Source organism: Streptomyces sp. NPDC046876 (assembly GCF_040645035.1).
In the GTDB taxonomy this organism is placed as follows: domain Bacteria; phylum Actinomycetota; class Actinomycetes; order Streptomycetales; family Streptomycetaceae; genus Streptomyces.
Map to the genome: position 1 here is coordinate 53,324 of NZ_JBEYXK010000017.1, position 24,945 is coordinate 78,268.

Sequence of the window (24,945 nt, forward strand, 5' to 3'; positions counted from 1 at the left end):
GGGAAGGGGAGGAGCCGAGATGACCGGCACGGCGAGCGAAGACGATGCGATCGCGCGGCTGAATCCCGTGCTGCGGCAGGTGCGGGCGGGCAACGGTTTCGAGGAGGCGCTCGAACAGATCCTCCAGGTGGTCCGGCTGGGCCTGGTGCCCGGCGGGGAACGGCTCCCGCCGGAGCGCGAGTTGGCGGAGCGGATGGGGATCAGCCGGGTCACCCTGCGCGAGGTGCTGAAGGTGCTCCAGGAGCAGGGCCTGGTGGAGGCGCGCCGCGGCCGGTACGGCGGCACCTTCGTGCTGCCCCGCCCCGACCCCCCGGCGGGCGGCACCGAGGACGAGCTGCGCCGGCGCGTGGCGGGCGTGGACCTGGAGGACGTCCTGCGGTTCCGCGAGGTGCTGGAGGTGGGCGCGGCCGGGCTGTGCGCCGCGCAGGGGCTGACCGAGGAGGGCACCGAGCGGCTGCTCGGCGCGCTCGCCGCCACCCACGACGCCCCGCTCGCCGACTACCGCCGCCGGGACACCCTCTTCCACCTCACGCTGTGCGAGCTGGCCGGATCCGCCACCCTCACCGCCCAGTACGCGGCCGTCCGGGCCAGGGTGAACGACCTGCTGGACTGCATTCCGCTGCTGGTGCGCAACCTGGAGCACTCCCAGCAGCAGCACGCCGCCCTCGTGGACGCGGTGCTGGAGCGCAACGCGGACGCCGCCCGCGAGGTGATGCGCGAGCACTGCTGCGGCACGGCGGCGCTGCTGCGGGGCTTCCTGGCCTGAGCGGAGCTTCCCGGGCGGGTTCCCGGCGTGAGCGGCTTCCCGGCCCGAGCGGGGCTTGGCGGCCTTTTTCCGGCCCGGGCTGGGCGCGCCGGGACGGTCGGCCGAGAGGTTTTCGTAACCCCCGTTTAACGCAGGGGTCTTGCGCCGCCCACTCCATTCCGGCAAAGGTACGCGGCAAAACCATTGTCCGGCAGGAGCGGGAGCGCACATGGCCGACGACACCGGGGCACGGCTGACGGCCGTGCCCGTACCCACCAGATCCTCCGAGGGCGGCGAGGACGGCTACCTGGAGCGCCGGACCCTGCGCCGCGGCAGCGCCGGCTGGCTGCTGCTGACCGGCCTCGGCGTCGCGTACGTCGTCTCCGGCGACTTCTCCGGCTGGAACGTCGGCCTCGCGCAAGGGGGCTTCGGCGGTCTCGCCGTCGCCACCGCCCTGATGGGCGCGATGTACGCCTGCCTGGTCTTCTCCCTCGCCGAGCTCTCCGCGATCCTGCCGACGGCGGGCGGCGGCTACGGCTTCGCCCGCCGGGCCCTCGGCCCCTGGGGCGGCTTCCTCACCGGCACCGCCATCCTCATCGAGTACGTCCTCGCCCCGGCCGCGATCGTCATCTTCATCGGCGACTACGTCGAATCCCTGCACCTGTTCGGCCTGACCTCCGGCTGGCCCGTCTACCTCGCCTGCTTCGCCGTCTTCATCGGCATCCACCTGTGGGGGGTCGGCGAGGCCCTGCGCTTCTCCCTCGTCGTCACCGCCGTGGCCGTCGTCGCGCTGATCGTCTTCGCCGCGGGCGCGTTCACCGGGTTCGACGCCTCGGGCCTGGACGACATCGCCGTCGACACCACCGCCTTCGGCGCGAGCTCCTGGCTGCCGCTCGGCGTCCTCGGCATCTGGGCCGCGTTCCCCTTCGGCATGTGGTTCTTCCTCGGCGTCGAGGGCGTGCCGCTGGCCGCCGAGGAGGCCAAGGACCCGGTGCGCTCCATGCCGAAGGCCCTGTCGATCTCCATGGGCATCCTGGTGCTGCTCGCCCTGCTCACCTTCCTCGCCTCCACCGGGGCGCGCGGCGCCGACGCCCTCAAGGACGCCGGCAACCCCCTGGTCGTCGCGCTGGAGGACGACCCGGGCCTGTCCTGGCTGAAGACCTTCGTCAACTACGCGGGGCTGGCGGGGCTGGTGGCCTCGTTCTTCTCCCTCATCTTCGCGGGCTCGCGGCAGCTGTTCGCCCTATCCCGCGCCGGCTACCTGCCCCGCTTCCTGTCCCTCACCTCGCGCCGCAAGGCCCCGTACCTGGGCCTGGTCATCCCCGGCGCGATCGGCTTCGCGCTGGCCGCGGCCACCGGCAACGGCCCGCGCATGCTGAACATCGCGGTGTTCGGCGCGACCATCTCCTACGCCCTGATGGCGCTGTCGCACATCGTGCTGCGGCGGCGCGAACCCGGCCTGGAGCGCCCGTACCGCACCCCCGGCGGCATCGCCACGTCCTCGGTGGCCTTCGTCCTCGCGCTGTCGGCCCTGGTGGCCACCTTCCTGGTGGACAAGGACGCCGCGTTCATCGCCCTGGGTGTGTACGCGGTCGCCTTGGGCTACTTCGCGTTCTACAGTCGGCACCACCTGGTGGCGTCGGCGCCGGAGGAGGAGTTCGCGGCGCTGGCCCAGGCCGAGGCGGAACTGACCCGCGACTGACCGGCCGCCGACCCACCGACCGTCCAACTCCCTCCCACCGAACTCCCCTTGGAGGTAGCAACCGTGCCCAGGCCGCTCATCGGCATCACCACCTACGTGGAGGAATCCACCCGCTTCAGGGTCTGGGACGTCGCGACGTCCCTGGTGCCCACCGGGTACTACGAACTCGTCCAGGCGGCGGGCGGCGCGGCCGTGCTGCTCCCGCCGGACGAACCCGGTACGGCGGCCGAGGTGCTGGGCCGACTGGACGGCCTGGTCGTCGCGGGCGGCCCGGACGTGGACCCCGTCCGCTACGGCGCCCCCCGTGACCCGCGCACGGGCCCGCCCGCGACGCAGCGCGACGAGTGGGAGCTCGAGCTGATCGGGGCCGCACTGGCGGCGGAAATGCCGGTGCTCGGGATCTGCCGGGGCATGCAGGCGCTGAACGTGGCCCTCGGCGGCACCCTGGTCCAGCACATCGACGGCCATGTGGAGGCACCGGGGGTGATGTCCTGGCACCCGGTGCGCCCGGTCGCGGGCACCCGGTACGCGGCGCTCGTCCCGGAGGAGGCGGAGGTGCCGACCTACCACCACCAGGCCGTGGACGAGCTCGGCCGGGGGCTGGTGGTCTCGGCGCACGCGGTCGACGGCACGGTGGAGGCGATCGAGCTGCCCGACCCCGACCGCTGGGTGGTGGGCGTCCAGTGGCATCCGGAGCGCGACAAGGACAGCCGGGTGATGGCGGGCCTGGTCGCCGCGGCGGCCGACCGCGCGCGCACCCCGGTCATCTGGACGCGTCATTGAAGGCCGGCCTTGCATCCCTCACGACAGCTGCTGAATCCCGCCCCGGGTTCAACTCAGCTGGTCGCGCACGAGATCAAGGAATGCCTGTCGGCTCGGATGTATGTGCGCCCAGACCTTCTCGTCCTGCGGATCTCCCGGGTCTTCGGGGCCCTTTCTGATCACCTCCTGTACTGCCCAGGCGAGGCTGCGTGCCGCTTCGCTGACCTCGGGCGCGCACAGTACGTGGATCGTCTTCTGCGTCACCCACACCCTGTCAAGGACCTGCCGTGCCCGAACCTGCCACTGCTCGTCAGCCAGGTTGTGGTGATACCGATCCACCGCGACTCGTTCTGCTTCCTGCACCGCAGACAGAAATTCGATGAGGTGAGTGAGACGCTCGTTACGGCGCGCCTCGGCAAGTTCACGAGCACTGCGGCGCGCCTCGCCGCGTTCCAAGGCGTGTCCTGCCGAGCGCTGGGTCAGTATCGACATGAGCCCGCCGAGCAGGACGCCGATGAGCGGCGCAAGCGTTGTCCACACAACGTCAGACTATGACATCGATGGCATGGACACGGGGTTCGGGCGATTCCGGGCCGGACAGGGACACGCGTCGACCTGGAACAACACGGCGACCGGACTTTTGAGGGCGGCGCTGTCCGCGTCGCCCAACGCGTCCTCGCGCCGGCCGCAGCGATCTGGCACAACCACAAGACCGGACAGCCAATAGGCCGCCGCCCAGGGCGGCGGACGCACGGTCCCTGATCGCCTACGACCACTGATCCCTTCGGAATGACTCGTCTGGGGCCTGTCCGGCCCCGGACGCCTCCCCGGACACCTCCCCCGGCCGGCGGCCCGCGCCGACGTGCGGGCCGTCCGGCGGGTCGGTTGACTGGAGACATGACGAACAAGGCAGTCCTGGAGGGCGGACCGGCCGACCTGACCGAGCGGGTCGTCGAGGCTCCCGCCCCCGGGGACGACGTGAAGATCGCACACCGCGGCGGGTACGAGCACTTCCGTGCCACGGCGCGGCAGCAGGACGGCCCGCAGGGGCAGCTGCCCGTGTACGAGTGGTGGGAACGCACCGAGATCGCGGAATGACGGGGCACGCCATGACACACCGCGCGGAATGGAACATCGGTGTCTCGCTGACCGAGGAGGGCGGCACGACGAGGGCACGGGCCGTGCTGGACACGGGGGCCGGGCAGCTCGTCGGCCGCGGCTCGGCGCGCTGCAACCCCGAGGACGTGGAGGTCCCGGCCATCGGCGACGAGCTCGCGGCGAGCCGCGCCATGCGGGACCTGGCCGGCCAGCTGATGCGCGCCGCCGACCGGGACCTGGCCGCCATGGGCGCCGCGGCCCCCGAGCCGCCGCGCACGGGCTACGGCTGGCCGGAGGACTCCGAAAGCCCCCGGGGGCGCTCCCGCTGACGGACTGCGGCCGCCGGGGCGCGCCCGTCAGGGGCGGGCGCGGGTCAGCGACAGCAGGTCGCGGGCGGGTCCGGCCGGGCGGGCGCCCGTGGGCCAGACCGCGCGCAGGGCGCGGCCCAGGGCGGTGCCCGAGACCGGGACCTCGACGAGGCGGCGGGCGGCGAGCTCGTCGCCGAGCGCCAGCTCCGACAGCACGCACGGCCCGGCCCCGCTGACGGCGGCCGCCTTCACGGCGGTGGTGGAGGCCAGCTCCAGCAGCGGTTCCGCGAGGCCCCCGCAGCCCGCCAGCGCACCGTCGAGCACCTGCCGGGTCCCCGAGCCCCACTCCCGCAGGATCAGCGGGGTCGACGCCAGTTCGTCGGCCCCGACCCCGCGGGTGCGGCGGGCCCAGGGGTGGCCGGGGGCGACGGCCACCACGAGCCGGTCCTGTGCGATCACCGCGGAGTCGAGCCCGTCGGGCACGGTCAGGCCCTCCACGAAACCCAGGTCGGCCTCGTGCGCGAGGACCCGCCGGGCGACCACCGCGGAGTTCCCGGCGTGCAGGGACACCGCCGTGCCGGGGCGCTGGCCGCGCAGGGCGATCAGCCAGCCGGGCAGCAGGTACTCGGCGATCGTCATGCTGGCGGCCACCCGCAGCCGCGAGTCCCTGCGGCCCCGCAGCGCCTGCGCGCCCGCGTCGAAGGCCTCGGCCGCCTCGACCACCCGCCGGGCCCAGTCGGTGACGAGCGCCCCTTCCGCGGTCAGCGTCGACCCGCGCGGCGAGCGGTCCACGAGCGCGACGCCGAGCCGCGCCTCCATGGCCCGGATGCGGGCGCTCGCGGCGGGCTGGGTGATCCCCATCCGTTTGGCGGCCCCGCTGAGCGAGCCGACCTGGGCGACCGCGAGCAGCAGCTCCAGCGCCCCCAGGTCCGGCACCCGGTGCACGAGCGGAACCCGCTCCTCATTACCCATAAAGTCAGTTTATGGCCTCATAGGGATGCGGCCCCTGCCGCCCGGCCCGCCCCGGCACGAGGCTGGGGTCATGGCCACCACCCTGGCGCGACCCCGCGCCCACACCCCCGGTACCCCCGGCAATCCGCAGAACCCCGAGGCCACCGCTCCCGCCCCGGCCCACAAGGCCTTCCCGGCGCTGCGCCACCTCGGCCCCAACTGGTACGCGTCCGTCATGGGCACGGCCATCGTCGCCAACGCCGGCGCGACGCTCCCGTACCGGCTGCCGGGCCAGCGCGCGGCCTGCCAGCTCGTCTGGGCCCTGTCCGCCGCGGCCCTCCTGCTGCTCCTCGCGGCCCGCGCGGGCCACTGGCTGCACCACCGCGACCAGGCCCGCGCCCACCTCCTCGACCCGGCCGTCGCGCCGTTCTACGGCTGCCTCGCCATGGCCCTGCTGGCCGTCGGCAGCGGCACTTTGGTCGTGGGCGAGGACCTGATCGGCGAGCCGGCCGCCGTCGCCGCCGACGCCGTGCTCTTCACCGCCGGCACCGTGCTCGGCCTCGTCGCGGCCGTGGCGGTGCCCTACCTGATGGTGGTCCGCCACAGGATCGAGGCCGACCAGGCCACCCCCGTCTGGCTGCTGCCGCTGGTGGCTCCCATGGTCTCCGCCGCGGTCGGCCCTCTCCTGGTCCCCCACCTGCCGGCCGGCCAGGCCCGCGAGGCGCTGCTGCTGGGCTGCTACGCGATGTTCGGCATCAGCCTGCTGGCGACCCTGCTGATGCTCCCGCTGGTGTTCGCCCGGCTGATCACGGCAGGACCGCTGCCGCTGCTGCTGACCCCCACCCTGTTCCTGGTCCTGGGCCCGCTCGGGCAGTCCACCACCGCCGTCAACCAGCTCGCCGACGTGGCCCCGCTGGCCATCGGCGCCCCGTACGCCGGCGCGCTCGGCGCCTTCGCGGTCGTCTACGGGGTCCCCGTGCTCGGGTTCGCCCTGCTGTGGCTGGCCTTGGCCGCCGCGATGCTGGTCCGGGCGGCGCGCGCCGGGATGGGGTTCGCGATGACCTGGTGGGCGCTGACCTTCCCCGTCGGCACCTGTGTCACCGGCGCCGCCGGACTGGCCCGGCACACCGGGCTGACCGCCTTCGCCTGGCTGGCCGCCGCCCTGTTCGCGGCCCTGCTGGCGGCCTGGCTGCTCGCCGCCGCCCACACGCTGCGCGGCCTGTTGACCGGTCGGCTCCTGCCCCGCTAGCGGGCCGCTGCCAGCGCCGCCGCCAGCACCTGCGGGGCCTCGGTGAGGGAGGGCCCGTACCAGGTGAGGTGGCGGCCGCTGACCAGGGCGGCCGGACGGCCCGGGAACGCTTCCGGGCCGTCCTCGCGCGTGAAGCGGTACGGCTCGTCCGGCAGCACCACCAGATCGCAGTCGGCGGCGGCCAGCTCCTGCACCGGTACCCGCGGATAGCGCTCCGGGTGGCCCGCGTAGAGGTTCTCCACGCCCAGCCGCGCCAGCAGGTCCCCCGCGAAGGTGTCCCGGCCGAGCACCATCCAGGGCCGCCGCCACACCGGGACGACCGCCCGCAGCCGGCCCACCGGCTCCGCGCGGGCCCAGGCGGCCTCGGCCTCGTCGAGCCACTGGGGCCTCGCCAGCCCCAGGGCCCCCGTCAGCAGCCGGTCCAGCTCGGCGAAGGCCTGATCGAGACAGCGGACCTGGGTGAGCAGCACCTCCACGCCCGCCTCGCGCAGCATGGCCAGGTCGGGGGCGCGGTTCTCCTCCTCGTTGGCGACGACCAGGTCGGGCCGCAGCCGCACGACCGCCTCGACGTCGGGGTTCTTGGTGCCGCCGACGCGCACCGCGCCCCGCGCCGCGAGGTCCGCGGGGTGCGTGCACCAGTCGGTCACGCCGACCAGGAGGCCGGGGGCGCTGACGGCCACCGCCTCGGTCAGCGAGGGCACCAGCGAGACGACCCGCACCGCGCCGCCTCAGCGCCCCGGCGAGGGCGGCTCGAAGGTCGCGTGGATGTGCTCGCCGACCGCCACGACCAGGATCCGGGTGTCCTCGGTGACGGCGCGCCAGCGGTGCCGGACCCCGCCGGAGAGGAACAGCGCATCGCCGCTCTCCAGCCGGTACGCCCGCCCCTCGGCCTCCACCTGGCAGGCGCCGGACACCACGTACATCAGCTCGTCGTTGCGGTGCTGGTACTCGCGGCCGGCGTCCTGGTCCCCGGTGAACTCGATCGCGTGCAACTGGTGGTGCCCGCGGACCAGCGGCCGCACGCCGGGGAGCGGCGTGAGCCCGGAGTCGTCGCCGGCGCGTACGAGGTCGACGGTGCGCGCGGTGTCGGACGCGGCCAGCAGCTCGACGGCCGTGGTCTCCAGCGCGTCCGCGACCCGCTCCAGCGAACGCATGCTGGGCCGGGCGCGTTCGTTCTCTATCTGGCTCAGGAAGGGCACCGACAGTCCGCTGCGCGCCGATACGGCGGCGAGGGTGAGGTGCAGGGCCCGGCGCCGCTTGCGCACGGCCACGCCCACCCGGAGCGGTTCCTTGGCGTCCTTGTCCCGTTCCTTGTCGTCCGAGCCGTCCCTGTCGTCCATGGCGGGGCTGCCCTCCCCTTGTCAGGTCTGTCGGCGTCTGCTGGCGTACGTCGTGTCCGTCGCACGGAGGTGTGCTGTAAGCACCTTACGCAGCAACCGCCCCGGGTTTCGCGCGCAGGAGCGGACCGGGGTACGCCGCGGGTGAAACTTCCGTGCCACCTCCGCTCACTCGTGCGGCCACTTCCCGTGCCCCCGGCCGTAACCGTGCGCCGCCGGGTCCGCCCGGGCTGCGGCATCATCGCCGTCATGACGACGACTCGACGCCTGATGCTGCTGGACACCGCCTCCCTCTACTTCCGCGCCTACTTCGGCGTGCCGGATTCCGTGAAGGCCCCCGACGGCACCCCCGTCAACGCCGTGCGCGGACTGCTCGACTTCATCGGCCGCCTGGTGCAGGACCACCGCCCCGACGACCTGGTGGCGTGCATGGACGCCGACTGGCGGCCGCACTGGCGGGTCGAGCTGATCCCGTCCTACAAGGCCCACCGGGTCGCGGAGGTGGTGGAGGCCGGGCCCGACGCGGAGGAGATCCCCGACACCCTCGCCCCGCAGGTGCCGATCATCGAGGCGGCGCTCGACGCGTTCGGCATCGCCCGGGTGGGAGTGGCCGGGTACGAGGCGGACGACGTCATCGGCACCCTCACGGCGCGCGCCTCCGGGCCGGTGGACATCGTCACCGGCGACCGCGACCTGTACCAGCTGGTGGACGACGCCCGGCAGCGGCGCGTGCTGTACCCGCTGAAGGGGGTCGGGACGCTCCAGGTCACCGACGAGGCGTGGCTGCGCGCCAAGTACGGGGTGGACGGCCCCGGATACGCGGACCTGGCGCTGCTGCGCGGCGACCCGAGCGACGGGCTGCCCGGGGTCCCGGGGATCGGCGAGAAGACCGCGGCCAAGCTGCTGGAGGCGTACGGGAGTCTGGCCGGGATCATCGCCGCCGTGGACGACCCGAAGTCGAAGCTGACCCCTGCCCAGCGCAGGCGGCTGGACGAGTCCCGGCCGTATCTGGCCGTGGCCCCCAAGGTGGTGAAGGTGGCCACCGACGTGCCGCTGCCGGACTTCGACCCGGCCCTGCCGAAGGCCCCGGCGCAGCCGGAACTCGTCGACGCGCTGGCCCACCGCTGGGGTCTGGGCGGCGCTGTGTCGCGCCTGAGCAGCGCACTGCTCCCATGAGGTGCTAACTTAGGTAATCCTAAGTTTCAGGGGAGTCAGGGGAGACGCCGTGGCAGAAGGACGCGCCCGCAAGGTCGGCACAGCAGTCGTCGTGCGTACCGAGCGGCTGACGCCGCACATGGTGCGGGTGGTGCTGGGTGGCGCCGGACTGGCCCGGTTCGATGCGGGCGCGTTCACGGACCACTACATCAAGCTCCTGTTCCCCCCGGAGGGCGTCACCTACCCCGCGCCGTGGGACCTCGACCGGATCCGCGCGCAGTACCCGCGCTCCGCGTGGCCGCGCCAGCGCGCGTACACGGTGCGCACCTGGGACCCGACGCACCTGGAGCTGACCCTCGACTTCGTCGTCCACGGCGACGAGGGCCTGGCCGGGCCGTGGGCGGCCCGCGCCCAGCCGGGCGAACTGGTCCGCTTCCTCGGCCCCGGCGGTGCGTACGCGCCGGACCCGGCGGCCGGATGGCACCTGCTGGCGGGCGACGACAGCGCGCTGCCGGCGATCGCCGCGGCGATGGAGCGGATGCCGGCCGGAGCGGTGGTGCACGCGCTCGTGGAGGTCGAGGGGCCCGAGGACGAGCAGAAGATCGCCACCCCGGACGGCATCGTGCCGGTCTGGCTCCACCGCGGCGGCCGCCCGGTCGGCGAGGCCCTGGTCGAGGCCGTCACCTCGATGGAGTTCCCCTCCCGCGAGGTCCACGCCTTCGTCCACGGCGAGGCGGGCTTCGTCAAGGAGCTCCGCCGCCACCTGCGCCTGGAGCGCGGCATCCCGAAGGAGCACCTGTCGATCTCGGGCTACTGGCGGCTCGGCGAGACGGACGAGGGCTGGCGCGCCATCAAGGGCGAGTGGAACGCCCGGGTGCTGGCCGAGCAGGAGGCGGCGCAGGAGGCGGCGGCCTGATCCGCGCAGCGCCGGCCCCGGAGGACCCGACCGCGGTCCCGGACGGCCCGGCCGCGGTCCCGGACGACCCGAGCGCGGTCCCGGGTGGGCCGGCTGCGGGCCTCAGGGCCGGCTGCGGCCCCGGTGGCCCGGCTGCGGCCCTGCCCTGGGGCCGGTCGGGGCCGACGGGCGGGGCCACCCGCTCGGCGCCACAATGAGCCCATGCGTACGCGACGCCTCGCGCTCACCGCGGCGGGAACCGTCCTCGCGCTGGCCGCCGGCGGACCGGTCGCGGCCGCGCCGAGCCCCCCGCCCGCCCCGAAGCCGCAGCTGACCGACCAGGCCGTGCAGAAGGCGGTCGACCGCCTCCCGCAGTACATCGCCGACACGATGCGCAGCACGGGCGTCCCGGGCCTGTCCGTGGCCGTCGTCCACCGCGACGAGGTGATCTACCTCAAGGGGTTCGGGGTCCGCCGCACCGGGCAGAGCGGCGGGGTCGGGCCCGACACGGTGTTCCAGATCGCCTCCCTGTCCAAGCCGATCTCCTCCACGGTCGTGGCCGGCACCCTGAAGGACCCGGCCGGCTTCGCCGACCGCACCGAGCTGCCCGGCTTCGCCCTCAAGGACCCGTGGGTCACCGCCCACGTGACCACCACCGACCTGTTCTCGCACCGCAGCGGCCTGCCCGACCACGCCGGCGACCTCCTGGAGGACCTCGGCTACGACCGGGCGTACATCCTCGACCACCTGCGCCTGGAGCCCCTCTCGCCGTTCCGGGCGAGCTACGCGTACACCAACTTCGGCTTCACCGCGGCCGCCGAGGCCATCGCACGGGCCCACGGCACCAGCTGGCAGAAGCTGGCCGCGGACACCCTGTTCAAGCCCGCCGGGATGACCCGGACCAGCACGGAGTTCTCCGCCTTCGCCAAGGCCCCCGACCACGCCGCCACCCACGTGAAGAACCCCGACGGCACCTGGTCCCCGCGGTACGTGCGCGACCCCGACGCCCAGGCCCCGGCCGGCGGCGTCAGCTCCACCGCCCGCGACATGGCCCGCTGGATGCGGCTCCAGCTCGGCGACGGCACCCTCGACGGCAAGCGGATCATCCCCTCCGCGACCCTGCAGCGCACGCACCTGCCCGAGATCGTCTCCCAGGACGTCAACGCCACCGGCCGGCCGACGTTCTACGGACTCGGCTGGAACGTCACGTACGACGACGCGGGCCGGCTGCGGCTGAGCCACTCGGGGGCCTTCGACCTCGGCGCCAACACCAACGTCACCCTGCTCCCGCTGGAGCAGCTCGGCATCGTCGTCCTCACCAACGGCGCCCCGGTCGGCCTCGCCGACGCCGTAGCCCTCGACTTCTTCGACACCGCCGAGCACGGGAAGCCCACCACCGACTGGCTGCCGCTGACCGCGGCGCTGTACGCGAAGCTGGACGACGCCGACCGCTCCAAGACCGACTACGCCCACCCGCCGGCGAACGCGAAGCCGGCCCGCGCCGACAGCGCCTACACGGGCACCTACGACAACCCGTACTACGGCAGGCTCACCGTCACGGCGGACCCGGCCGGCAAGGGCCTGACCCTCTCGCTGGGGCCGAAGCCGCTGCGCTTCCCGCTCACCCACTACGACGGCGACACCTTCAGTTTCGTGACCGCCGGCGAGAACGCGGTCGGCCGCACCGGGGTGACCTTCTCCGACGGCACCGTCCGCATCGAGTACCTGGACGAGAACCACCTGGGCACTTTCACCCGCCGCTAGGACCTGTCCGGCGGATCGTGGCCGCCGGGTGGCCGTGCCCCGGCCGCCGCTGCCCTAGCCTGGGGAGCGATGAGAAGCAGAACCCGGATACCGCCCTCGCCCCTGCCCCAGATCGCCGGCATCGACCCGGTGCGGCTGCGGCTGCCCTCCGACACGGAGGGCAGGTGGCCCGACCTCGGCAGCTACCTCACCGAGCGGTACGCCGGCACCAAGGGCGCCGAGTCCGTCGCACGGCTGCTGGCCGGCGGCCGGATCCTCGGCCCCGGCGGGCGGGTCCTGGCCGCCCGGGACCCGTACGAGCCGGGCTCCTACCTGTGGTTCCACCGCGACATGGACCCCGAGCCGGTGGTGCCGTTCCCGATCGGCGTCGTCCACCGCGACGAGCACCTGCTGGTGGTGGACAAGCCGCACTTCCTCGCGACGACCCCGCGCGGCAGCCACATCGTGCAGACGGCCCTGGCCCGGCTGCGCGCCGAGCTGGACCTGCCCGAGCTCAGCCCGGCCCACCGGCTGGACCGGCTGACGGCGGGCCTGGTCATGTTCAGCGTCCGGCCCGAGGACCGCGGCGCCTACCAGCAGCTGTTCGCCGAGCGGCGGGTGGCCAAGGAGTACGAGGCCGTCGCCTTCCACGATCCCCGGACCGCCCTGCCCTGCACGGTCCGCAGCAGGATCGAGAAGGTCCGCGGAGTCATCGGCGCGAGCGAGGTCCCCGGCGGCGAGCCGAACGCCGAGAGCACCGTCGAACTCCTCGGGACCCGCGGGGAGCTCGGCCGCTACCGGCTGACCCCGCACACCGGCCGCACCCACCAGCTGCGGGTCCACATGAACCGGCTCGGCCTGCCGATCCTCGGCGATCCGGTGTACCCGCAGCTCCTCGACCCGGCGCCGGACGACTTCCGGCGGCCGCTGCAGCTGCTGGCCCGCACCCTGGCGTTCACCGACCCGGTGACCGGCGCCGAGCACCGCTTCGAGAGCGGCCTGCGGCTGCGGGCCTGGGAAGACCGCACCGCCTGGGAGAGCGGCGGCTGACCGGCGGCCGATCGGCGGCTAACCGGCGGCCGACCCGGTCCGGGCCGTCTCCGCGCCCGCCACTCCCGCGATGCGCAGGGCGGCGTCGGCGGTGGCCTCCGCGAAGGGCGCCACCGGGCGGTCCGGGTCGGAGCGGTGGATCAGCATGACGCCCTCGATCAGCCCGAAGACCAGGTCGTTGCGCAGGTCCAGGGCGTCCCGGTCCCCGGCCAGTTCGGCCCCGACGGAGGTACGGGCCAGCAACGCCCGGTAGGCCCCGCGCAGTTCGGCCCGCATCTGCCGGAACCGGGCGAAGCGGGATCCGGCCACCTCGGGCAGCAGGTAGAGCGCGCCCAGGTTGTACGGGCCCCCGCACAGCAGCAGCACGTCCGAGCGGCACAGCTCCCACAGCCGCCGGGCCGCGGGCCGCCCGGTGTCGGCCAGCAGCCGGCGGGAGAGCCCCAGGGAGGGCGCCACCGTCGACTCCAGCAGTTCGGCGAGGAGTTCCTCCTTGCCGCCGAAGTAGTGGTACATCGTGGCCTGGCGCATTCCCGCCCGTTCGGCCACCGTTCGCGTGGTGGTGGCCGCGTACCCCTGCACGGTGAACAACTCGGCCGCCGCGCAGAGGAGTTCCTCGCGCGGCGGCCGGCCGCTGTGCTGTCTCACCTGATCGGCACGTGGCCTGCCGACCCTTCTCGGCCCTTCGTCCGGTCCCCCAGTCATGGCCCGATCGTCGCACAGGGTAACGAGGGTTTCACCACGTCAAGAGATCAGATCCGGCCACCCCCGGATAGGAGGAAGCCCCAAATCCGCCTAGCCGACCGAGCTGTAGGCCACTACACCCCGCAGCAGGGCGTCGACGGCCTTGCGAGCGTTGCGGGCCACCGTGCTGCCGCCCTGGGAGGACGGGGGCGCCGTGGAAGCCGGGGCCGCCGCGGCGATCTGGCCGAGCACGTCGATGACCTGCTTGCACCAGCGCACGAAGTCGCCGGCCGGCATCTCCGCCTCGCGCAGCACCTCGTCCAGGCTCTTGTCGGAGGCCCACTGGTACGCGGCCCACGCGAAGCCCAGGTCGGGCTCGCGCTGCCCCACGCCCTCGGCCTGGTTGATGCGGTGCTCCTCCTCCAGCGCGTCGAGCCGGCCCCAGATCCGGACCATCTCGCCGAGGGCGGCCTTCGCCGCACCGCCGGGCACCTTCGGGGCGACCGCATCGTCGGACTGCCGCGCCTCGAACACCAGGGCCGAGACGCAGGCGGCCAGTTCGGCCGGGGTGAGGCCCTCCCAGATCCCGGCGCGCAGGCATTCCGACGCCAGCAGGTCGAGCTCGCCGTAGAGCCGGGCCAGGCGCCGGCCGTGCACGGTGACCTCGTCCTCGCGCAGGTAGTCCAGCTCGGTCAGCAGCGCGTGGATCCGGTCGAAGGTGCGGGCGATGGTGTTGGTCCGCCCCTCGATGCGCCGCTCCAGCGCCTGCGTGTCCCGCTTGAGCCGGTGGTAGCGCTCCGCCCAGCGGGCGTGGTCCTCGCGCTCGTCGCAGCCGTGGCAGGGGTGCGCCCGCAGCGCCGCCCGCAGCCGGGCGATCTCGCGGTCGTCGGCCGCGGCGGCCCGGCCGCGCCGGCCCCGCTCGCGGGTGATGTGCCCGGCCTTGGCCCGCAGTTGCGAGGCGAGGTCCCGACGGGACTGCGGGGAGCGGGCGTTGAAGCTCTTGGGGATCCGCATCCGCTCGATCGGCTCGACGGGGATCGGGAAGTCGATCGCGGCGAGCCGCTTGACCTGCCGCTCGGCGGTGAGCACCAGCGGGCGCGGGCCCTCGGCGTAGTCGTACCCGCGGTGCCCGTTGGCCCGCCCGGCGGGCACGCCCGGGTCCAGGACGAGCGCGAGCCCGGCGAACTTGCCCGTGGGCACGTGGATGACGTCGCCCGGCTTGAGCTTCTCCAGCGAGCCGGCCGCCTGCGCCCGGCGCTGGGCGGCGCCCTGCTTGGCGAGCTCCGTCTCGCGGTCCTTGAGGTCGCGGCGCAGCTGCGCGTACTCCTCGAAGTTGCCGAGGTGGCAGGTCATGCCCTCCCGGTAGCCCGTGAGGCCCTCCTCGTTGCGCTGGACCTGCCGGGAGATCCCGACGACCGAGCGGTCGGCCTGGAACTGGGCGAAGGAGGTCTCCAGCAGCTCGCGCGAGCGGTGCCGGCCGAACTGCTGGACCAGGTTGACCGCCATGTTGTACGAGGGCTTGAAGCTGGAGCGCAGCGGGTAGGTGCGGGTGCCGGCGAGCCCGGCGAGCGAGACCGGGTCCATGCCGCGCTGCCAGAGCACCACGGCGTGGCCCTCGACGTCGATGCCGCGCCGTCCGGCCCGGCCGGTGAGCTGGGTGTACTCGCCGGGGGTGATGTCGGCGTGCTGCTCGCCGTTCCACTTGACGAGCTTTTCCAGGATGACCGTGCGCGCGGGCATGTTGATGCCGAGCGCGAGGGTCTCGGTGGCGAAGACCGCCTTGACCAGGCCGCGGACGAACAGCTCCTCCACGACCTCCTTGAAGGTGGGCAGCATGCCGGCGTGGTGCGCGGCGATGCCCCGCTCCAGGCCTTCGAGCCACTCGTAGTACCCCAGGACGTGCAGGTCCTCGGCCGGGATGGAGGCGGTGCGCTCCTCGACGATCTCGCGGACCTGCACCCGCGCCGACTCGTCGTTCAGCCGCAGGCCCGCGTACAGGCACTGCTGTACGGCGGCCTCGCAGCCGGCCCGGCTGAAGATGAAGTTGATGGCGGGCAGCAGGTCGTCGTTGTCGAGGCGGGCGATGACCTCGGGGCGGCCGGGGGTCCAGATGCGGCCGCGGGAGCGGCGCTCGCGCTCGCGGTCGGCCTCGCGGACCATCTTGCCGCGGCGCCGGTCCCTGGGGTTGTAGGTGCGGGTGTTCTCCTCGCGCGCCATGCGCAGCAGGTCGGGGTTGACCTCGCGGCGCGCGGAGCCGCGGCCTCCGTGGTCGGACTCCTCCTCGAAGAGGTCGTAGATCCGCCGGCCGGCCATGACGTGCTGCCACAGCGGGACGGGCCGCTCCTCGGAGACGATGACCTCGGTGTCGCCGCGGACGGTGTCCAGCCAGTCGCCGAACTCCTCCGCGTTGGACACGGTGGCGGAGAGCGACACCAGCGTCACGGACTCGGGGAGGTGGATGATCACTTCCTCCCACACGGCCCCGCGGAACCGGTCGGAGAGGTAGTGCACCTCGTCCATCACGACGTAGCCGAGGCCGAGCAGCGACTGGGAGCCCGCGTAGAGCATGTTGCGGAGCACCTCGGTGGTCATGACGACCACGGGCGCCTCGGAGTTGACACTGTTGTCGCCGGTCAGCAGCCCCACCTTCTCGGGGCCGTAGCGCTTGACGAGGTCGGCGTACTTCTGGTTCGACAGGGCCTTGATGGGCGTCGTGTAGAAGCACTTGCGGCCCTGGCCGAGGGCCAGGTGCACGGCGAACTCGCCGACGATGGTCTTGCCCGAGCCGGTCGGGGCGGCGACGAGCACGCCCTTGCCGGCTTCCAGTGCCTTGCACGCCTCGACCTGGTAGCCGTCGAGGTCGAAGTCGTACATCTCGCGGAAGGGGGCCAGGGCCGTGGCCTCTTCTGCGGCGCGGATCCGCGCAGCGGCGTACCGCTCGGCGGGTGAGAGTTCTTCGGTCATCTTGTTCTCGAGCCTACCCGCCGCCTCCGACAACAGTCTCGATCTTTATGGCCGGCCGCCCGGGGCCCGGGGCCGGGCCCGCTGCCGGGGCTTCGGGGCCCCCCGGGCCTACGCCAGGACCCGTACGGCCGCCGGTACGCACTCGGCGGTCACCGGCAGCGGCCCGACGGGCTCGCCGTCGGCGTAGGCGGTCAGCCCCGGGGCCTCCAGGGCGACCTTCGCGGCCCGGTGGACGGTGACCTTGGGGTGGGCGAGGTGGGTGCCCTTGTAGACCTGCGGGAACACCGTGAGGAGGGTGGCCCGGCTGCAGTCCCCGACGACCACGACGTCGAGCAGCCCGTCGTCGGGCAGGGCGTCGGCGCAGATCCGCATGCCGCCGCCGTAGGAGGTCCCGTTGCCGACGGCGACCAGGGTGGCCTCGGTCTCCAGCGGGGGGCCGTCGTCGAGGGTGATCCGGTACGGGAACGGCCGGAAGGCGGCCAGCTCGGCGAGGATGGCGAGGTCGTACTTGAACCGGCCGGCGGGCAGCCGCATCCGGTTGCCCCGGTCGTTGACCCGCGAGTCGAAGCCGGAGCACAGCACGGTCCCGTACCAGGTGCCGTCGCCCACGCGCCCGAGGTCGATCTCCCGGTGGCGGCTCTCCTTGAGGGCCTCGGCGGCCAGCCGGCCCGCTTGGGCGGGCTCCCGTACGGGCAGCCCGAGCGCCCGGGCGAAGTCGTTGCCGGTGCCCACGGCGACCACCCCGAGCGGGACGGGGGTCCCGGCCAGGGCCTGCAGGGCCAGGGAGACCACCCCGTCCCCGCCGACGGCGATCACCGCGCCGGTTCCCTCGCGGACCGCGGCCCGCAGCCGGGCCAGCGCGTCCTCGGCGTCGGTGCCGACGACGGTCCGGACGTGGAAGCCGGCGGCCCGGAGCGCGGAAGCGGCCGGCTGCGCGGCGTGCGCGCCCCGGCCGCGTCCGGCGGTGGGATTGACGAAGAGGGTGATCTCAGCGCTCATCACCCACCGGAATGTACCTGTCAGGTGGCGTCGTCGTAACCGTTGATCCGTCCGCGGCCGCCGTCGGACTGCTCGGGCAGGGCGGCCGGCGCCTGGATCTCCTCCACCGAGCCGATCGCGGCGGGGGTGAGGTCCAGCTCGGAGGCCTCGTCGTCGTCGAGCAGCGCATCGGGGTTGTTGCGGCGGCGCCTGCGGTCGTTGACCAGGCAGATGCCGAGGGCGATGAAGTAGAGCGCGACGATCGGGGCGGCCAGCGAGAGCATGGTCAGCGGGTCGCCGGTCGGGGTGGCGAACGCCGCGAAGATCGTGATGCCCAGGACCATGCCGCGCCACCAGCCGGCGAGCCGCTTGGCGGTGATGACCCCGGTGAAGTTGAGCAGGATCAGCAGCAGCGGCAGCTCGAAGGCGAGGCCGAAGACGACGACCATGCGCGTCACGAGGTCGAGGTAGTCGTCGACCGGGAGCAGGTTGCGGGCGTTCTCGGGCGTGAACTCGAGGAGGATCGTCGCGGTCTGCGGCAGCAGCTTGTACGCGAGCACCGCGCCGGCGCCGAAGAGCGGCGCGCCGACGGCGACGAAGCCCATGGCGTACTTCTTCTCGTGGCTGTGCAGGCCCGGGGCGACGAAGGCCCACAGCTGGTAGAGCCACACCGGGGCGGAGACGACCACGCCGGCGGTGAGCGAGACCTTCAGTGCGATCGAGAAGGGCGCGATGAGGCCGTTCACGGTCATGTCGGCGCAGGGGCGGCCGTTGCGCTGCGAGACCACGCCGTCGGTGCAGCCGACGGAGTCCAGCATCGGCTTCAGCATGAAGTCGATGATCTGCTTGTAGTAGAAGGCGGCGAGGATGGTGATCACGAGGATCGCCAGGACCGACTTCAGCAGGCGGTTTCTCAGCTCACGCAGGTGCTCGACAAGAGGCATCCGCCCTTCGGCGTCCTTCTCCTGCTTGCTCGGCTTTTCCTGCTTGCGGGCAGACTTGAGCAACCCACGTCCCTTGTCTCGTTGCAGATGACCGTGTGACCGTGACCGTGGCCGTCATCGCGGCCGCGGATGCGCGACCGCGTGCGCCGACCGCGGTCGGATCCGTGGTTCAGCCCTGGGCGGTGTGGTTCGGCTCGCCGACCGGACGGGATCCGGTCACGTCGCCGGGCGCGGCCTTGATGGTACGCGGCGCGGCCTGCTGCGGCGCCGGGTCGGCGACGCGCGCGGCGTCCTCCGCGGCGCTCTCGCTCTTCATGGCCTTGGCCTCACTCTTGAGGATGCGGGCCGACTTGCCGAGGGAGCGGGCCATCTCGGGGAGCTTCTTCGCACCGAAGAGGAGCACGATGACAGCGATGATCAGAAGGATCTCGAGGGGCTTCAGATTGCCGATCATGTGTGTCTTCCTTCTCACCGAAACGGCTGGTTGTGGTAGCGCTGAGACGGACCGTGATCAACGGGCCGCTCCAACGATCGTAACCCCCGGGGGTTAACGCCCGGCAATCCCCCGGGGTGTTCCATCTTGCGCGAGACTGCGACAGACGGTACGGGGGACATCCCATACTCTCCACATATCGGCGGGATCTCCGCGCGATATCGGCCGATCCGCCGGCCGGAGGGATCAGGGCCGCACGGTGCTGCCCGCCCGGGCCAGGTCGGTGGCCGCGCGCTCCAGGTCGCCGGAGGCCTCCGCGATCATGCGGCTGGCCCGGTCCACCTGGCCGGACAGCCGCCGGACCTCGACGAAGACCCGCACGGCCAGGACGGCGAGGACGGTGAGCCCGAGGAATCCCAGGGCGATTGCGAGCATCGGCCACAGCATGGGAGGAGCCTAGGCCACCGGCCGGCTCAGATGCTGCGCAGGGTGCTCACGCCGCCGCCGGTCAGGAGCTCCACGATCCGCTCACCGGCCGGTTTGCGGACGGCCGCGGCGCACGCGGGACAGGTGAACGAGTAGAAGGTGGTCCGCCGGCTACCGCCGATGACCAGCCGCAGGGCGCCCGCGTCCAGCTCGAAGCGGGCCCGGCAGTCGGGGCAGGCCGCCTTGAAGGTGACCGGCCCGCCCGACGCGGACCGTGTGTGCGGCCCCGCGGCGGTGCCGTGCGCACCCCGCGGCCCAGACATTGGCGACATCCTCGGCGCTCCCCTCGGCCCATGTCCTGCAACGGTGGCGGCCGCCTCCGGCACGGCTGCGGCCGCCTGCTCCCCTGCTCCCCTGTCCCGCCCCTGCTGCCCGTACCGCCCGGCTCAGCCCGCTTCGCCGTACCCGGCCAGCGCCTCGCAGGCCGCCTGCCGGGCGCTCTCGGCGAGCTCCGCGGGCGCGACGATCCGGCCGTCGCGGCCCAGCCGCAGCGCCAGGCGGCGCAGCGAGCCCGGGTCGGGGCTGCGCAGCGTGATCCGCAGGCCGCCGTCGGGCAGCTCCTCGGCGCTGTCGTGGGGGTAGTACTCGGCGACCCAGCGGCCGGCCGGGCCCACCTCGACGACGACCTCCGGGTCCTCGGCGGCCGGCTGGACGAGCCCCACGGACAGGTCGCGCGGCTCGATGGCGGGCGGCTCGGACCGCTCGTCCAGCAGCCGGATCTCGGCGACCCGGTCGAGGCGGAAGGTGCGCCGGGCCTCGGAGAGGTGGCACCAGCCCTCGAGGTAGGTGTGGCCGACGGTGAAGAGCCGGATCGGGTCGACCTTGCGCTCGGTGAGCTCGTCGCGGGCGGGCGAGTAGTAGCGCAGCCACAGCCGGCGGCGCTCGGCGATGGCCCGGTCGACGTCGGCGAAGACCCCGCCCTCGGCCTCGAAGGTCACCGACAGCCGGGAGCTGGCCCCGGCCGCCTCCCCGGCGGCCGCCTCCAGCTTCGCCGTCGCCCGCACCAGCGCGTCGCGGTCGCTCTCGCGCAGCCCCGGCAGGGTGGCCACGGCGCGGGCGGCCACGAGCAGGGCGGTGGCCTCGTCGGCGGCCAGCCGCAGCGGCTCGGCGGTGGACTCGCCGGACGCGTCGGCGTTGTGCCACCAGATGCGCTCGCCGTCGGTGTCGATGTCGAGGAGGTCCCCGCCGCGGAAGCTGGTCCCGCACATGGGCAGCACGTCGAGGTCGGAGATGAGCTCGTCCTCGGTGATGCCGAAGGCGCGGGCGACGTCGGCGACGTGCGCCCCGGGGCGCTCGCGCAGGTACGTCACCAGGGACAGCATCCGGCGGGTCTGGTCGATGGCGTTGGCGGCCATGCTGGTGGTTCTCCCCCTCAGGGCACGTGGTGACACGGTGCGGTGTGCGGTTGGTGCGGATCGCGGCGCGTCCGCGGGCCGGGCGGCGCCCGGCCGCTGCCCCGGCCGGGCCGGGGCCGGGCGGGGCTCAGCCGCCGGCGACGGCGCGCAGCCGGTCCACCACGTCCGCCCGCAGGTCGGCCGGCTCCACCACGACGACGTCGGGGCCGAACTCCACGAGCCAGGCGTCCAGCCCGTGGCCGTAGGGGATCTCCAGCTCGTCCCAGCCGTCGGTGCCCTCGCGCACGGCGGTGGCCTTGGCCCGCAGCGGGTAGCCGGCCCCGGCCCGCAGCCGGATCAGGGCGGAGCGGTCGGCGCTCTCCCCGGCCCACCCGGCCACCGTCTCCCGCACGGTGACGACGTCGGGGACCTCGGCGGTGTACTTGCCCGCCCGGGAGCGGACCTTGCCGGTGATGCGGGAGAGCCGGAACACCCGCTCGGCGCCGCGCTCGCGGTCGTAGCCGGCCAGGTACCAGTGGCCGCGCCAGCACTCCAGCGCCCACGGCTCGACCTGGCGGGTCTCGGGGCGGGCGGCGGTGGACTTGCGGTAGTCGAAGACCACGGGCCGGCGGTCGCGGCAGGCGAGCATCAGCGGCTCGAACGCGGCCTCGTGGACCGGGATGCGCGGCTCGATGGCGCTGTGCTGGCCCCCGTAGAGGTCCCCCGCCTCCGGCATGCCGCCGGCGCGCAGCTTCTGCAGGGCGCCGCTGGCGGCTCCGGCGAGGCGGGCCTGCTGCCAGACCTTGGCCGCCAGGCCCAGGGCGGCGGCCTCCTCGGCGTCCAGGGAGACGGGCGGCAGCCGGTTGCTGTCGCGGCGGGCGAGGTAGCCGGTCTCGCCCTCCAGGTTCTCCACCGTCTCGATGACCAGGCCGAGTTCGCGCAGATCGTCCTTGTCCCGCTCGAACATGCGGTTGAAGGATTCGTCGTTGCCCGCTTCCATGTACGCCTCGATGGAGCCGCGCAGCTCGCGCTTGCTCAGCGGCCGGCGGGTCCCCAGCAGGCACAGCGCCAGATTCATCAGCCGCTCGGCCTTGGCAATCGCCATCGACGCCCTTCCGCCCTTCTCCCCTGGCACGACACGCACGACGTGCACGACGCACACGAGTTGCACGTCCGTGACCGTTGACCGTACCGCCCCGGCGCGCCCGGACAAAAGCGAGGGCCCCCGCCTCACGGCGGGGGCCCTCACGGCATCAGCGGACGGAGGGTCAGCCGACGCCCATCAGGTCGCAGACGAAGATGAGCGTCTCGCCCGGCTTGATGGCACCGCCGGCGCCGCGGTCGCCGTACGCGAGGTGGGCGGGGATCGTCAGCTTGCGGCGGCCGCCGACCTTCATGCCCTGGACGCCCTGGTCCCAGCCCGGGATGACCTGGCCGATGCCCAGGATGAACTCCAGCGGGGCGCCGCGGTTCCAGGAGGCGTCGAACTCCTCGCCGGAGGAGAAGGCCACGCCCACGTAGTGCACGGAGACCTTCTTGCCGGCCTCGGCAACGGCGCCGTCGCCCTCCCAGATGTCCTTGATGACGAGGTCGGCCGGGGCCGGGCCCTCGGGGAAGTCGATCTCGGGCTTGCTGAGCTCGTTGCTCACGGAACTGCTCCTCATAACGTGCGAATCATGGGTCCCGTACGGCGGAGGGCCGGAGGGGACAACCGGGACAGTCTTACATCACCGCGAGGATGTCGAGGCTGAAGACCAGCGTGGAGTTCGCCGGAATCGTCCCCTGCTCCTTGTCGCCGAAGCCCTGGTCCGGCGGGATCACCAGCAGGATGCGGCTGCCGGCCTTCTTGCCGATCAGGCCCTCCTTGAGGCCCTTGACCGAGATCTCACCGATCGGCCAGGTCACCGTCTGGTCCGTGGCGTACGTGCTCTCGAAGGTCTTGTCGTCCTTCCACGTCTTGCCGTGGAACTTCACGATGACGCTGTCGGAGTCCTTCACGGCCGGGCCGCTGCCCTCCAGGACGTAGTTCGACACCAGCTTCGCCGGCGGGTTCACGTCCTTCGGCACGGTCACGGAGACCTCCTTGCCGTCCGTGTTCGTCCCGACCTTCGGCAGGTCCTTGTCCTCCTGCGGGACCTCCTTGCCCGTGGCCGAGACCGGGACGCTGGTGCCCTTGACGATGTCCACGACGAAGACCAGCGTGGCACCGCCCTTGATCTTCGGCGGGGAGCCCTGGTCGCCGTAGCCGAGCGCCGGCGGGATCACCAGCTCCACGCGGCTGCCGACCTTCTTGCCCTCCAGGCCCTGGTCCCAGCCCTTGATGACCATGCCCGCGCCGACGGTCACGTCGAACGGCTTGCCCTTGCCGAAGCTCTGGTCGAAGGGCTCCTTGCCGTCCCACACCTGGCCGTAGTAATTGACCTGGGCGACATCGCCCTTCTTCAGCACCGGGCCCGTGCCCTCGGTGACGGTCACGGCCTTCAGTTCCTTCGGCGGGTCGCCCTTGCCCTGGGACAGGGTCGGGGTCTCCCCGAACTTGGCGCCCTTGGTGATCGCGGGCACCCCGTTCTTCATCTCGGCGGAGTCGGAGCCGCTGTCGCCACAGGCTGCTGTCGACAGCAGCAGAAGGGGTACGACAAGCAGGCCGGCAAGTCGGCGCACGTGTTCCTCAGATCTCAGACGGCTGGCGGTCGTCGCCACTCTAAGCCGTGCCGAGGGCCCCGTACGAGATCCGTACGAGGCCCTGGCCAAGATCGGCGGTATGTCACATGCCGGCGATCAGCTTCTCCACCCGGTCGTCCACCGCCCGGAACGGGTCCTTGCACAGCACCGTCCGCTGCGCCTGGTCGTTCAGCTTCAGGTGCACCCAGTCCACCGTGAAGTCCCGCCGCTGCTCCTGAGCCCGGCGGATGAAGTCGCCGCGCAGCCGCGCCCTCGTGGTCTGCGGAGGCACCGACTTGCCCTCGAAGATCTTGAGGTCGTTGCAGATCCGCTCCGCCTGCCCCTTGCGCTCCAGCAGGTAGTACAGACCGCGCCGACGGTGGATGTCGTGGTACGCGAGGTCTATCTGGGCGACCCTCGGGTTCGACATCGTCATCCCGTGCTTGGCCCGGTACCGCTCGATCAGCTGGTACTTCATCACCCAGTCGATCTCGGTGGCGATCCGGTCCAGATCCTCCGCCTCGATCGCCTCCAGCGTGCGGCCCCACAGCTCCAGCACCCGCTCCACCGTGCCGGTACGGATACCCCGGCGCTCGGCGAAGTCCACGGCCTTGTCGTAGTACTCCCGCTGGATCTCCAGCGCAGAGGCCTCCCGGCCGCTCGCCAGACGCACCTTGCGCTGCCCCGTGATGTCGTGGCTGACCTCGCGGATCGCCCGGATCGGGTTCTCCAGGGTCAGGTCCCGCATCACCGTGCCCGCCTCGATCATGCGCAGCACCAGGTCGGTCGCCCCGACCTTGAGCAGCATCGTCGTCTCGGACATGTTCGAGTCGCCGACGATCACGTGCAGGCGCCGGTAGCGCTCCGCGTCCGCATGCGGCTCGTCGCGCGTGTTGATGATCGGACGCGAGCGCGTCGTCGCCGAGCTGACGCCCTCCCAGATGTGCTCCGCACGCTGGCTCACGCAGTACACCGCACCCCGCGGCGTCTGGAGCACCTTGCCCGCACCGCAGATCAGCTGGCGCGTGACCAGGAACGGAATCAGGATGTCCGCGAGGCGGGAGAATTCCCCGTGCCGCGCCACCAGATAGTTTTCGTGGCAGCCGTAGGAGTTGCCGGCCGAGTCGGTGTTGTTCTTGAAGAGATAGACGTCGCCCGCGATTCCCTCCTCGTGCAGGCGGCGTTCGGCGTCGACGAGCAGGCCTTCGAGAATGCGCTCGCCGGCCTTGTCGTGGGTGACCAGTTCGGTCACGTTGTCACATTCGGGAGTTGCATATTCCGGATGCGAACCCACATCGAGGTACAGGCGGGCACCGTTCCGCAGGAAGACATTGCTGCTGCGGCCCCATGACACGACACGGCGGAAGAGGTAGCGCGCCACTTCGTCAGGAGACAGTCGGCGCTGTCCCCTGAACGTGCACGTGACGCCGTACTCGTTCTCCAGCCCGAAAATGCGGCGGTCCATGACT

General features: G+C 72.9%; 26 protein-coding genes. 10 read left to right on the forward strand and 16 right to left on the reverse strand.

The features are described from left to right. Window positions 1-19: 19 nt before the first annotated feature. The 3 genes from ABZ924_RS12975 to ABZ924_RS12985 all read left to right on the forward strand — a co-directional run bounded on the left by ABZ924_RS12975 (window position 20) and on the right by ABZ924_RS12985 (window position 3,230). The gene (locus ABZ924_RS12975; protein WP_361907583.1) at window positions 20-766 is read left to right on the forward strand and encodes an FCD domain-containing protein; all 747 of its coding nucleotides are present in this window, start codon (window positions 20-22) and stop codon (window positions 764-766) included. Between the two features lie 208 nt (window positions 767-974). Beyond that, window positions 975-2,447: an ethanolamine permease gene (gene eat, locus ABZ924_RS12980; protein ID WP_361907585.1), complete on the forward strand. Its 1,473-nt coding sequence runs from the start codon at window positions 975-977 to the stop codon at window positions 2,445-2,447. 63 nt (window positions 2,448-2,510) lie between these two features. After that, entirely contained in the window at window positions 2,511-3,230 is a 720-nt protein-coding gene (locus ABZ924_RS12985) for a gamma-glutamyl-gamma-aminobutyrate hydrolase family protein (RefSeq protein ID WP_361907587.1), read from the forward strand. A 48-nt stretch (window positions 3,231-3,278) separates the two neighbouring features. Here ABZ924_RS12985 and ABZ924_RS12990 read toward each other — a convergent pair whose 3' ends face one another. Further along, a complete protein-coding gene (locus ABZ924_RS12990; protein ID WP_361907589.1) occupies window positions 3,279-3,749 on the reverse strand; it encodes a hypothetical protein in 471 nt (156 codons plus the stop codon). Window positions 3,750-4,106: 357 nt separating this feature from the next. On the opposite strand from ABZ924_RS12990, the gene ABZ924_RS12995 reads away from it, so the two are divergent. Then, window positions 4,107-4,307 carry a DUF5988 family protein gene (locus tag ABZ924_RS12995; protein ID WP_361907591.1) on the forward strand — a complete coding sequence of 67 codons (201 nt, stop codon included), beginning with the start codon at window positions 4,107-4,109 and terminating at the stop codon, window positions 4,305-4,307. Window positions 4,308-4,318: 11 nt separating this feature from the next. Then, window positions 4,319-4,636, forward strand: coding sequence for a DUF1876 domain-containing protein (locus ABZ924_RS13000; protein ID WP_361907593.1), 318 nt, complete (start codon window positions 4,319-4,321; stop codon window positions 4,634-4,636). A 27-nt stretch (window positions 4,637-4,663) separates the two neighbouring features. Here ABZ924_RS13000 and ABZ924_RS13005 read toward each other — a convergent pair whose 3' ends face one another. Beyond that, complete coding sequence (locus ABZ924_RS13005; RefSeq protein WP_361907595.1) at window positions 4,664-5,587, reverse strand: LysR family transcriptional regulator; 924 nt, start codon at window positions 5,585-5,587, stop codon at window positions 4,664-4,666. A gap of 214 nt (window positions 5,588-5,801) precedes the next feature. Between ABZ924_RS13005 and ABZ924_RS13010 the strand changes: the two genes are divergently transcribed. After that, complete coding sequence (locus ABZ924_RS13010; protein ID WP_361907669.1) at window positions 5,802-6,815, forward strand: TDT family transporter; 1,014 nt, start codon at window positions 5,802-5,804, stop codon at window positions 6,813-6,815. On the opposite strand, the gene ABZ924_RS13015 is transcribed toward ABZ924_RS13010, so the two are convergent. Next, on the reverse strand, window positions 6,812-7,534 hold the full coding sequence (locus tag ABZ924_RS13015) for a helical backbone metal receptor (protein ID WP_361907597.1): 723 nt from the start codon (window positions 7,532-7,534) through the stop codon (window positions 6,812-6,814). The genes ABZ924_RS13010 and ABZ924_RS13015 overlap by 4 nt on opposite strands. A 9-nt stretch (window positions 7,535-7,543) precedes the next feature. Further along, window positions 7,544-8,155, reverse strand: coding sequence for an XRE family transcriptional regulator (locus tag ABZ924_RS13020; RefSeq protein WP_361907599.1), 612 nt, complete (start codon window positions 8,153-8,155; stop codon window positions 7,544-7,546). A gap of 267 nt (window positions 8,156-8,422) precedes the next feature. On the opposite strand from ABZ924_RS13020, the gene ABZ924_RS13025 reads away from it, so the two are divergent. From ABZ924_RS13025 to ABZ924_RS13040, 4 genes are all read left to right on the forward strand, one after another. Then, a complete protein-coding gene (locus ABZ924_RS13025; RefSeq protein ID WP_361907671.1) occupies window positions 8,423-9,328 on the forward strand; it encodes a 5'-3' exonuclease in 906 nt (301 codons plus the stop codon). Window positions 9,329-9,377: 49 nt separating this feature from the next. Continuing rightward, window positions 9,378-10,223 carry a siderophore-interacting protein gene (locus ABZ924_RS13030; RefSeq protein WP_361907601.1) on the forward strand — a complete coding sequence of 282 codons (846 nt, stop codon included), beginning with the start codon at window positions 9,378-9,380 and terminating at the stop codon, window positions 10,221-10,223. 201 nt (window positions 10,224-10,424) lie between these two features. Then, window positions 10,425-11,966: a serine hydrolase gene (locus tag ABZ924_RS13035; protein ID WP_361907603.1), complete on the forward strand. Its 1,542-nt coding sequence runs from the start codon at window positions 10,425-10,427 to the stop codon at window positions 11,964-11,966. A gap of 69 nt (window positions 11,967-12,035) precedes the next feature. Then, entirely contained in the window at window positions 12,036-12,995 is a 960-nt protein-coding gene (locus tag ABZ924_RS13040; protein WP_361907604.1) for a pseudouridine synthase, read from the forward strand. An 18-nt stretch (window positions 12,996-13,013) separates the two neighbouring features. On the opposite strand, the gene ABZ924_RS13045 is transcribed toward ABZ924_RS13040, so the two are convergent. From ABZ924_RS13045 to pafA, 12 genes are all read right to left on the reverse strand, one after another. Further along, entirely contained in the window at window positions 13,014-13,697 is a 684-nt protein-coding gene (locus tag ABZ924_RS13045; protein WP_361907606.1) for a helix-turn-helix domain-containing protein, read from the reverse strand. A gap of 90 nt (window positions 13,698-13,787) precedes the next feature. After that, complete coding sequence (locus ABZ924_RS13050; RefSeq protein WP_361907608.1) at window positions 13,788-16,640, reverse strand: DEAD/DEAH box helicase; 2,853 nt, start codon at window positions 16,638-16,640, stop codon at window positions 13,788-13,790. Between the two features lie 108 nt (window positions 16,641-16,748). Next, window positions 16,749-17,639 (reverse strand): diacylglycerol kinase, encoded by an 891-nt coding sequence (locus tag ABZ924_RS13055; RefSeq protein ID WP_361907610.1) that lies wholly within the window; start codon window positions 17,637-17,639, stop codon window positions 16,749-16,751. Between the two features lie 20 nt (window positions 17,640-17,659). Then, window positions 17,660-18,625, reverse strand: coding sequence for a twin-arginine translocase subunit TatC (gene tatC, locus ABZ924_RS13060; RefSeq protein ID WP_361907612.1), 966 nt, complete (start codon window positions 18,623-18,625; stop codon window positions 17,660-17,662). Window positions 18,626-18,731: 106 nt separating this feature from the next. Next, a complete protein-coding gene (gene tatA, locus ABZ924_RS13065; RefSeq protein WP_361907614.1) occupies window positions 18,732-19,016 on the reverse strand; it encodes a Sec-independent protein translocase subunit TatA in 285 nt (94 codons plus the stop codon). A 225-nt stretch (window positions 19,017-19,241) separates the two neighbouring features. Then, a complete protein-coding gene (locus ABZ924_RS13070) occupies window positions 19,242-19,442 on the reverse strand; it encodes a hypothetical protein (RefSeq protein WP_361907616.1) in 201 nt (66 codons plus the stop codon). Window positions 19,443-19,468: 26 nt separating this feature from the next. Further along, window positions 19,469-19,744, reverse strand: a complete 276-nt coding sequence (locus tag ABZ924_RS13075) for a hypothetical protein (RefSeq protein WP_361907618.1) — start codon at window positions 19,742-19,744, stop codon at window positions 19,469-19,471. A gap of 123 nt (window positions 19,745-19,867) precedes the next feature. Next, the gene (locus ABZ924_RS13080) at window positions 19,868-20,836 is read right to left on the reverse strand and encodes a WYL domain-containing protein (protein WP_361907620.1); all 969 of its coding nucleotides are present in this window, start codon (window positions 20,834-20,836) and stop codon (window positions 19,868-19,870) included. A gap of 127 nt (window positions 20,837-20,963) precedes the next feature. After that, on the reverse strand, window positions 20,964-21,920 hold the full coding sequence (locus ABZ924_RS13085; protein ID WP_361907622.1) for a WYL domain-containing protein: 957 nt from the start codon (window positions 21,918-21,920) through the stop codon (window positions 20,964-20,966). Between the two features lie 163 nt (window positions 21,921-22,083). Continuing rightward, window positions 22,084-22,479, reverse strand: a complete 396-nt coding sequence (locus ABZ924_RS13090; RefSeq protein WP_361907624.1) for an FKBP-type peptidyl-prolyl cis-trans isomerase — start codon at window positions 22,477-22,479, stop codon at window positions 22,084-22,086. A gap of 58 nt (window positions 22,480-22,537) precedes the next feature. Further along, window positions 22,538-23,476 carry an FKBP-type peptidyl-prolyl cis-trans isomerase gene (locus tag ABZ924_RS13095; protein ID WP_361907626.1) on the reverse strand — a complete coding sequence of 313 codons (939 nt, stop codon included), beginning with the start codon at window positions 23,474-23,476 and terminating at the stop codon, window positions 22,538-22,540. 103 nt (window positions 23,477-23,579) lie between these two features. Further along, window positions 23,580-24,941 carry a Pup--protein ligase gene (pafA, locus tag ABZ924_RS13100; RefSeq protein WP_361907628.1) on the reverse strand — a complete coding sequence of 454 codons (1,362 nt, stop codon included), beginning with the start codon at window positions 24,939-24,941 and terminating at the stop codon, window positions 23,580-23,582. Window positions 24,942-24,945: the final 4 nt, after the last annotated feature.

Excerpts from the sequence above, each read along its gene's own strand:
- ABZ924_RS12975 (WP_361907583.1), top strand. The coding sequence starts at position 20 with ATGACCGGCACGGCGAGCGAAGACGATGCGATCGCGCGGCTGAATCCC.
- eat (WP_361907585.1), top strand. The coding sequence starts at position 975 with ATGGCCGACGACACCGGGGCACGGCTGACGGCCGTGCCCGTACCCACC.
- ABZ924_RS12995 (WP_361907591.1), top strand. The coding sequence starts at position 4,107 with ATGACGAACAAGGCAGTCCTGGAGGGCGGACCGGCCGACCTGACCGAG.
- ABZ924_RS13000 (WP_361907593.1), top strand. The coding sequence starts at position 4,319 with ATGACACACCGCGCGGAATGGAACATCGGTGTCTCGCTGACCGAGGAG.
- ABZ924_RS13005 (WP_361907595.1), bottom strand. The coding sequence starts at position 5,587 with ATGGGTAATGAGGAGCGGGTTCCGCTCGTGCACCGGGTGCCGGACCTG.
- ABZ924_RS13010 (WP_361907669.1), top strand. The coding sequence starts at position 5,802 with ATGGGCACGGCCATCGTCGCCAACGCCGGCGCGACGCTCCCGTACCGG.
- ABZ924_RS13020 (WP_361907599.1), bottom strand. The coding sequence starts at position 8,155 with ATGGACGACAGGGACGGCTCGGACGACAAGGAACGGGACAAGGACGCC.
- ABZ924_RS13025 (WP_361907671.1), top strand. The coding sequence starts at position 8,423 with ATGCTGCTGGACACCGCCTCCCTCTACTTCCGCGCCTACTTCGGCGTG.
- ABZ924_RS13035 (WP_361907603.1), top strand. The coding sequence starts at position 10,425 with ATGCGTACGCGACGCCTCGCGCTCACCGCGGCGGGAACCGTCCTCGCG.
- ABZ924_RS13040 (WP_361907604.1), top strand. The coding sequence starts at position 12,036 with ATGAGAAGCAGAACCCGGATACCGCCCTCGCCCCTGCCCCAGATCGCC.
- ABZ924_RS13045 (WP_361907606.1), bottom strand. The coding sequence starts at position 13,697 with ATGACTGGGGGACCGGACGAAGGGCCGAGAAGGGTCGGCAGGCCACGT.
- ABZ924_RS13050 (WP_361907608.1), bottom strand. The coding sequence starts at position 16,640 with ATGACCGAAGAACTCTCACCCGCCGAGCGGTACGCCGCTGCGCGGATC.
- ABZ924_RS13055 (WP_361907610.1), bottom strand. The coding sequence starts at position 17,639 with ATGAGCGCTGAGATCACCCTCTTCGTCAATCCCACCGCCGGACGCGGC.
- tatA (WP_361907614.1), bottom strand. The coding sequence starts at position 19,016 with ATGATCGGCAATCTGAAGCCCCTCGAGATCCTTCTGATCATCGCTGTC.
- ABZ924_RS13070 (WP_361907616.1), bottom strand. The coding sequence starts at position 19,442 with ATGCTGTGGCCGATGCTCGCAATCGCCCTGGGATTCCTCGGGCTCACC.
- ABZ924_RS13075 (WP_361907618.1), bottom strand. The coding sequence starts at position 19,744 with ATGTCTGGGCCGCGGGGTGCGCACGGCACCGCCGCGGGGCCGCACACA.
- ABZ924_RS13080 (WP_361907620.1), bottom strand. The coding sequence starts at position 20,836 with ATGGCCGCCAACGCCATCGACCAGACCCGCCGGATGCTGTCCCTGGTG.
- ABZ924_RS13085 (WP_361907622.1), bottom strand. The coding sequence starts at position 21,920 with ATGGCGATTGCCAAGGCCGAGCGGCTGATGAATCTGGCGCTGTGCCTG.
- ABZ924_RS13090 (WP_361907624.1), bottom strand. The coding sequence starts at position 22,479 with ATGAGGAGCAGTTCCGTGAGCAACGAGCTCAGCAAGCCCGAGATCGAC.
- pafA (WP_361907628.1), bottom strand. The coding sequence starts at position 24,941 with ATGGACCGCCGCATTTTCGGGCTGGAGAACGAGTACGGCGTCACGTGC.